The sequence below is a fragment of the Micromonospora sp. MH33 genome (genome assembly GCF_003013775.1).
Lineage (GTDB): Bacteria > Actinomycetota > Actinomycetes > Mycobacteriales > Micromonosporaceae > Micromonospora > Micromonospora fulviviridis.
The window spans coordinates 1-6,108 of sequence record NZ_MUYZ01000360.1 but is presented as its reverse complement, the minus strand read 5'-3'; the positions used below and the strand labels follow the sequence as shown (position 1 = coordinate 6,108).

The following is a 6,108-nucleotide window of genomic DNA, read 5'->3' as shown; positions in this document are numbered from 1 at the left end:
TGGGCCGGCGCGCCGATCAGGGCCAGCGTCGCCGGCACCGCGACCCACCAGCGGGCGCGCACCCGGGACAGCGCGGCCGCGGCCAGCGTCGCCCAGGCCGGCAGCGTGAAGAGCAGGCTCGACGGTGACCAGACCGGCATCGCCTGCGCCACGAGCAGCAGGCCGAGCGGCGGCACGACCGCCCACGCGGTGCAGACCGCCGCGGGGTGCCGCAGCGGGAGGCTGAACAGCGCCAGCCCGAGCAGCACCGCACCCAGCGCGGCGACGCCGAACAACTCCCCGGGGGTCGCGGCGAGGGCCGACAGGTCCGGGCGGGCCGCCGGCGCGATCTGCCCGCCGGCGCGTACCCCGGACCAGAGCAGCACGGCGGCGGGAAGCGTGCCGAGGGTCGCGGCGGCCAGCCACCGACCGGTCGCCCCGCGCCGGAAGGCGAGCACGACCCAGCCGTGCCCGACCAGCAGGAGGAGCGCCACGGCGTGGCACAGGCCCAGCAGGACCACGGCACCGGCGTACGGGGCGAGGCGGCGCGGGCTCGGCCGGTCCAGGGCGGGCAGCAGGAACCAGGTGGCGAGCACCGCGGCGAACAGGGCGAGCGCGTACGGCTGGGCCTCCTGGGCGTACCGGGTGACGCTCGGCAGCAGCGCGAAGATCACCCCGGCCAGCACCCCCGTGCCCGGCGCGAACATCCGGGCGGCCAGCGCGCCGACGAGCGCCGCGGCCGCCGTCACGGCCAGCAGGGACGGTACGCGCAGCGCCAGGTCGGAGGCGCCGAACGCCGCCGCCCAGGCGCGCATGAGCAGGTGGTACGGCACGAGCGTGACGTCGCCGCCGGGCAGCCCGTCGGGCCAGGGGGCGGTGGCGGCCCGCCAGGTCGCCAGCTCCGCCAGGCGCAGGCCGGGTGTGCCGGCCCCCACGAGGCCGAGCGCCCCGGTCAGCAGCGCCGGCAGCAGCCATGCGGCGACCGAGGCCCAGCCGTGCTGGGGCGCGACGCCGGATGGGCGTGGGCGCGACGGGTCCGGCCGCACGGCGCGGCCGGCTCCGGGAGTCCCGGTTCGACGACTGGATGACACCGACGAGCTTAGTGAGTCAGCCCGACATAACGCTCATATACGACGAAAAGGACGGGCCCGCTACCCGCACGGGGGAGGCACCCGGAACGGTCAGGTCAGCGGCGACGGGGACTCGAACGGCGGCTACGACGCCGCCCGGGGCCTGCGCAGCTTCGTCGCTGGTATGGGCGGGGCCAGCCACGTGCGGGCGGGTCCGCGCAGCCACCGGTTCCGGGGCTGCGCGGGCCCGCCTCCGGATGGAAGGATGACCGGGTGTCATCGCTCGCGGTACCACACGTGACCTTCCTCGGTGGGCACCCGCGTCGCACGGGCGAAACGACAGGGCTGACGGCCGTCCTCGACCGCTCCGGCATCGACCTGCGCCGGCCGATCCGGCGGTTCCTGCGCCTGCCCTGGCCCACCCTGCGCGGGCTGGACATCCGCACCCCGAGCCTGCTCGCCATGGCGCTCGACGGTTACGGCCTGCGTTCCGACGGTGCCCACGTCGACCTGCACCTGGACCACGGGGTGTGCCGGCTGCACGTCTCCGGCACGCCGGCGCCGGAGCTGCGGGAACGGCTCGCGGCCTGGGCGGCGGAGGAGGCGGGGCCACCCGAGCCGCTGCCCGCCGTGCCCCCACCCCCGCCACGCCAGGTGCGCGGTCCGGTCGACGCGGCCCGGATGTCGCTCGACATCTGGCGGGCCTCCGGCGTCGGCCGGGAGTCCGTCCCCGACCGGGGCACCCTGGCCTACCGGCTCAGCGTGGCCGAGGACCATCGCCTCTGTGGCCGGTTCACCGAGGCCGTCGCCCTGCTCGAACCCCTGGCCGCCGGGGCGGCGGCGGCGTTCGGGCCGCTCCACACCGACGCCCTGACCGTCCGCAACGCGCTCGGTCAGGCCTACCTGGCCGCCGGGCAGGTCGACGACGGGTTGGACGTGCTGCGGGAGGCGGTGACCGCCGCCGAGCACGGGCAGGGCGCCGACGGCGACCTCACCCTCGTCATCCGCAACAACCTGGCGGCCGGCTACCAGCAGGCCGGCCAGTACGCGCAGGCCATCGAGCTGCACGAACAGAACATCCGGCACAGCGCGCGCAGGCACGGGCAGCTGAGCCGACAGACGGTCGGCCGGCGCAACAACCTGGCCGCCACCCTGGCGCTGGCCGGCTACCGGTGGCGGGCGATCACGCTCTACTGGGAGGTCCTCGACGCGCTGCCGGCCGGCGCCCGCGACGACACCCTGGCGGTCACCGCCCGACAGAACCTCGCCATCCTGCACAACCCGACGTGGCGACCGTGACCGGTCAGGGCAGGGGCGACGGGTGCTCGGCTGACCCGGCCCGACGCGCGCGCGGCACCACGTCGTCCTTGCGGACGATGGCGGTGACCTGCTCGCCGATCTCGCGGGTGAGCCGGTCCGGGCACGGCAGTCCGAGCTGGACCGCCAGGTCCCGGCCGTACAGGTCGACGGCGGCCTCGGCCAGCTCGGCGTAGGTCGCCACGGCCAGGCGGGCGCGGTAGCGCGCGGTGGGCAGCGCCACCAGGCCGATCACCAGGGCCGGCCACCAGAACACCCCGAGAACGGCGTACAGCAGGCCCCAGCCGACCAGCCGGGCGGCCGCCCCGCACCGGTCCTGCGCGGCCGCCAGTTCGCCCCGCGCTTCGTCCGGGAGCAGCAACCACAGGCGCGGCCACCCGCTCGCCAGGTCGATGCCGTAGCCACGGTGCACCCGGACATCGGTCGCGTGCAGCCGGTCACCGATCCAGGTGGGCCGCGCCGGCTCCACCAGACAGATCGCCGACCGGGAGGCGATGGCCCGGCGCGTCCGGTCGCGGAGAGCGGCGTCGCCGGGGTCCGCGAGCAGCGCCCGTTCGGCGGCCAGCGCGGCTGCGTCCGCCCGCTCCCACCGGCGGCGGCGCCGGGCGGCGAGCCGGCCCAGCAGCGGCCCGGACCCGGTCCGGCTCCACGTCCAGGAGACGAGCACGCCCACCGACTGCGCGACGAGCCCGGCCGCCGCCGCGCCGAGCAGGAACGCGACCGCGCCGATCAGCAGGCCGGCTCCCGATCCACCGGCCGGCCCGGTGGCCAGCCCGTCCCACCAGGCCGCCAGGGCGCGCTGGTCCACCGCGTGCCGCTGGCCCAGAACCTGGGCCAGGACCACCGCGGCGGCGAACAGCGCACCCGGCAGCAGCAGCGCCGCCGTCCACCGGGTCACCAGCTGCTTGCCGAGCTCGGCGAGGAGGGCGCTCACAACACGATCCGGCGCTGCCCGAACGGCACACCGGTCAAGCCGCACACCGGCCGGTCACCGTCGCCCTCCGGGACCGCGCGCGGACACGGCAGCGGGCTCGGGCAGCCCCAGGCGACGACCGTGGGATGCCCGCCCCCGCCGAGCCACGCTTCGAACCCGCGTACGCCGGTGGTCAGCCCGTCGATGCCGTGACGGGCGAAGGCGTCGTCGAGCCGGTCGAGATCCTCCTCCAGGCGGTGGTCCAGGCAGCCCTGGGCGACGGCGACGGCGATCCGGTCGAGCACGTCGGCGACGCCGTACCGATCGGCGTGCTGGCGCAACTGCTCACCGGCGGCCTGCCGGCACAGCCGGCCGACGCGCTCCGCGACGAGTTCCAATGCTGCTGCTTCCTACTTGTTGCTCATTGCTGAGCGGTTCGGATAATTCGCTCTCCGTCCGGCGGTGACCGGGCTGGAGTCCTGGACCGGCAGTCTGGTCCGGTGGCGATCGGTCCTGTCCCCGGTTGGCTTCCGATGCCACAGTAGCGACCCGGGCAGGCCGCCACCGTCCCCAAAGGCGTGTCGGGCACCGGCTTCCGCCCACGGGCCGGGGCGGGCAGGATGGGCACCGGAGATCGCAGGCCGACGCGGGGATCGAGTGGCGATGTCGAGACGGACCACCAGTGCCGCCATACGGCGGGTCACGGCGGTGCTCGCCGAATACGAGCGCACCGGTGACCCGTCCGTCCTCACCGGACCCGATCTGTCGGTCGACGCGCACCTCCTCGCCGCCGCAGCCGGTGACCGCGGCGCCGGTCGGGCGGCCGCGCGGGAGCTGGCCCGACTCCACTGGTACCGCTACCTCGACCTGCCCGGGTTGGACGGCCTGCGGGAGCGCCGTGCGGCCGTCACGCTGTTCCGGCAGGGGTGCCGCGACGACCCGGACCTGGTGCCGGAGCAGATCCGGGACGAGCACCCGGAGACCGGCCGGCCCAATGCGCCACGCCTGTCCGACGTCCTGCTCAGCCCGCAGCAGGCCGACCGAATCGCGGGACTCCGGCAGCGGCACCGGGCGGGTTCCGGCAAGGCCCTGCGGATGCTCGTCACGCTGTATCGGGAATGGTTGCCGTCCCTGGCCCGCGAGCGCGACGAGGGGGCCGTCCTGCTCCGTGCCGCGCTGCTGACCGACCTTGCCGAGGCGCTGGCGACGCTGGCCGAGGACGGCGGGGACGGCCGGACCTACGACGAGGCGCTGGACGCCCTGACGCAGGCCCTGGGCAGCACCTCCGCCCGCGACCCGCACCGGCTGCACCGGCTGCTCCGCCGCGGCCACCTGTTCGCGCTCTACTTCGACCGGGGCGCCGGCCCGCGGGCCCTGGAACTGGCCGTCGGCGACTACCGCCGGGCCGCCCAGTTGGCCTGGAGGCGCCACCCCACCGATCCTCGGGTGGTGACGTGGTTCGGCGCGGCGCTGTGCCGACTGCACGACATTCCGGAGCAGGCGTCGGTGGAGCTCCTGCTCGAGGCGACCGCCGCCTGGCGCGACGCCGTCCTCACCACGTCGCCGGACCACCCGGAGGCGGCGCCGGCCCTGGAGCGGCTGAACACCGTCGTCAACCTGCTGGCCCGCGAGATCGGCGCGGATCCGGCCGGCACGATCGTCGCCGCGGCCGACCAGCCGGCGGTGCTCGACCGGCTGCTGCGGGAGGCCGAGGAACTGGCCGATCGCGTCGCGGTGGACGCCGCGCCGCCGGCGCTGGCCGAGCAATACGAGGCGGCCGCCGTGCTGGCCGCCGCGGTGCCCGGCTTCCATCCGGGGCGGACGCGGGCCCTGCTCCTGCTCGGCGAGGCGGAGCTGGCCCGCTGGGAACACGGCGGGGAGTTGGCGGGGGCGGGGCGGGCGGCGTCCTGGGCGCAGCTCGCCCTGGACGCCGCCGGGCCGGGGCACCCGCTGCGGCGGCAAGCACTCAACCTGCTGGCGGGCGCGGCCGCCCGGGCGGGGGTGCACGGGCAGGTCGAGCATCTGGTCGAGGTCGCCGTCTCCGCCGCGCGCGCGGCGCTGGACCTGGCCGACGGGCCGGACACGCGTCCGCAGCAGCTCGTGGTCCTCGCCGGCACCCTGTCCGACGCCGGCTGGCTCGCCAAGGATCCGGAGCTGGTGGACGAGGCGCTGCGCCACCAGCGGGAGGCGCTGGAGCAGACACCCGCGCACCACGAGTCGTACCCGCTGCGGCTGATGCGGCTCGCCGACATCCTGTCCCGCCGGGCGGCGCTGGCACCGGACGACACACTGCTCGCCGAGGCCGTGGAGACCAGCCGGCGCGCCGCCGAGGCGCTGCCCGGTGACGACTCCCGCCGGGTCGGGTTCCTGTACAACCAGGCGAGCAGCCTGGCCCTCCTCGCGGTGCGCCGGGCCGACGAGGCCGGCCTGCTGGCGGCCGAACGCACGTTCCGCGACGCGCTCGCCCTGCTGCCGCCGGAGCACCCGGACCAGGCCCGCATCGGCAGCTCGATCGCGGACACCCAATACCAGCGGTACCTGCTGGGCGGTGACCGCGACGTGCTGGCCGACGCCGTGCGGCTGGCCCGGCAGGCGGTGACGCAGACCCCGACCGGGCACCACTGGTGGTCGCTGCGGGCAGGGCTGCTCGCCCGGGCCGCGGCCGCGCTGGCCCGGGCGGGCGGCCCGGACGCCGACCAGGCGAGGACCGAGGCCATCGCGACGTACGCCGCCATCGCCGCGTCGTCCGGGGTGGACCCGGAGACCGCGATCGACGCGGAACGCCAGCAGGCCGAGCTGGCCCGGGAGGCCGGCGACCCGGCGGCCCGG

General features: G+C 76.6%; 5 protein-coding genes. 2 read left to right on the top strand and 3 right to left on the bottom strand.

The annotated features are described in order from the left end of the window. Window positions 1-1,025, bottom strand: a 1,025-nt coding sequence (locus B0E53_RS32165) for a glycosyltransferase family 39 protein (RefSeq protein WP_246835705.1), incomplete at its 3' end; no start/stop codon positions are given. A 297-nt stretch (window positions 1,026-1,322) separates the two neighbouring features. Here B0E53_RS32165 and B0E53_RS32160 point away from each other — a divergent pair. After that, window positions 1,323-2,348, top strand: coding sequence for a tetratricopeptide repeat protein (locus tag B0E53_RS32160; RefSeq protein WP_146167851.1), 1,026 nt, complete (start codon window positions 1,323-1,325; stop codon window positions 2,346-2,348). A gap of 4 nt (window positions 2,349-2,352) precedes the next feature. Here B0E53_RS32160 and B0E53_RS32155 read toward each other — a convergent pair whose 3' ends face one another. Beyond that, entirely contained in the window at window positions 2,353-3,300 is a 948-nt protein-coding gene (locus B0E53_RS32155; RefSeq protein ID WP_107079411.1) for a hypothetical protein, read from the bottom strand. After that, window positions 3,297-3,677, bottom strand: coding sequence for a hypothetical protein (locus tag B0E53_RS32150; protein ID WP_107079410.1), 381 nt, complete (start codon window positions 3,675-3,677; stop codon window positions 3,297-3,299). Before B0E53_RS32150 ends, B0E53_RS32155 begins: the two co-directional genes overlap by 4 nt. Before the next feature lie 265 nt (window positions 3,678-3,942). Between B0E53_RS32150 and B0E53_RS32140 the strand changes: the two genes are divergently transcribed. Then, on the top strand, window positions 3,943-6,108 hold a 2,166-nt coding region (locus B0E53_RS32140; RefSeq protein WP_168215462.1), incomplete at its 3' end, for a hypothetical protein.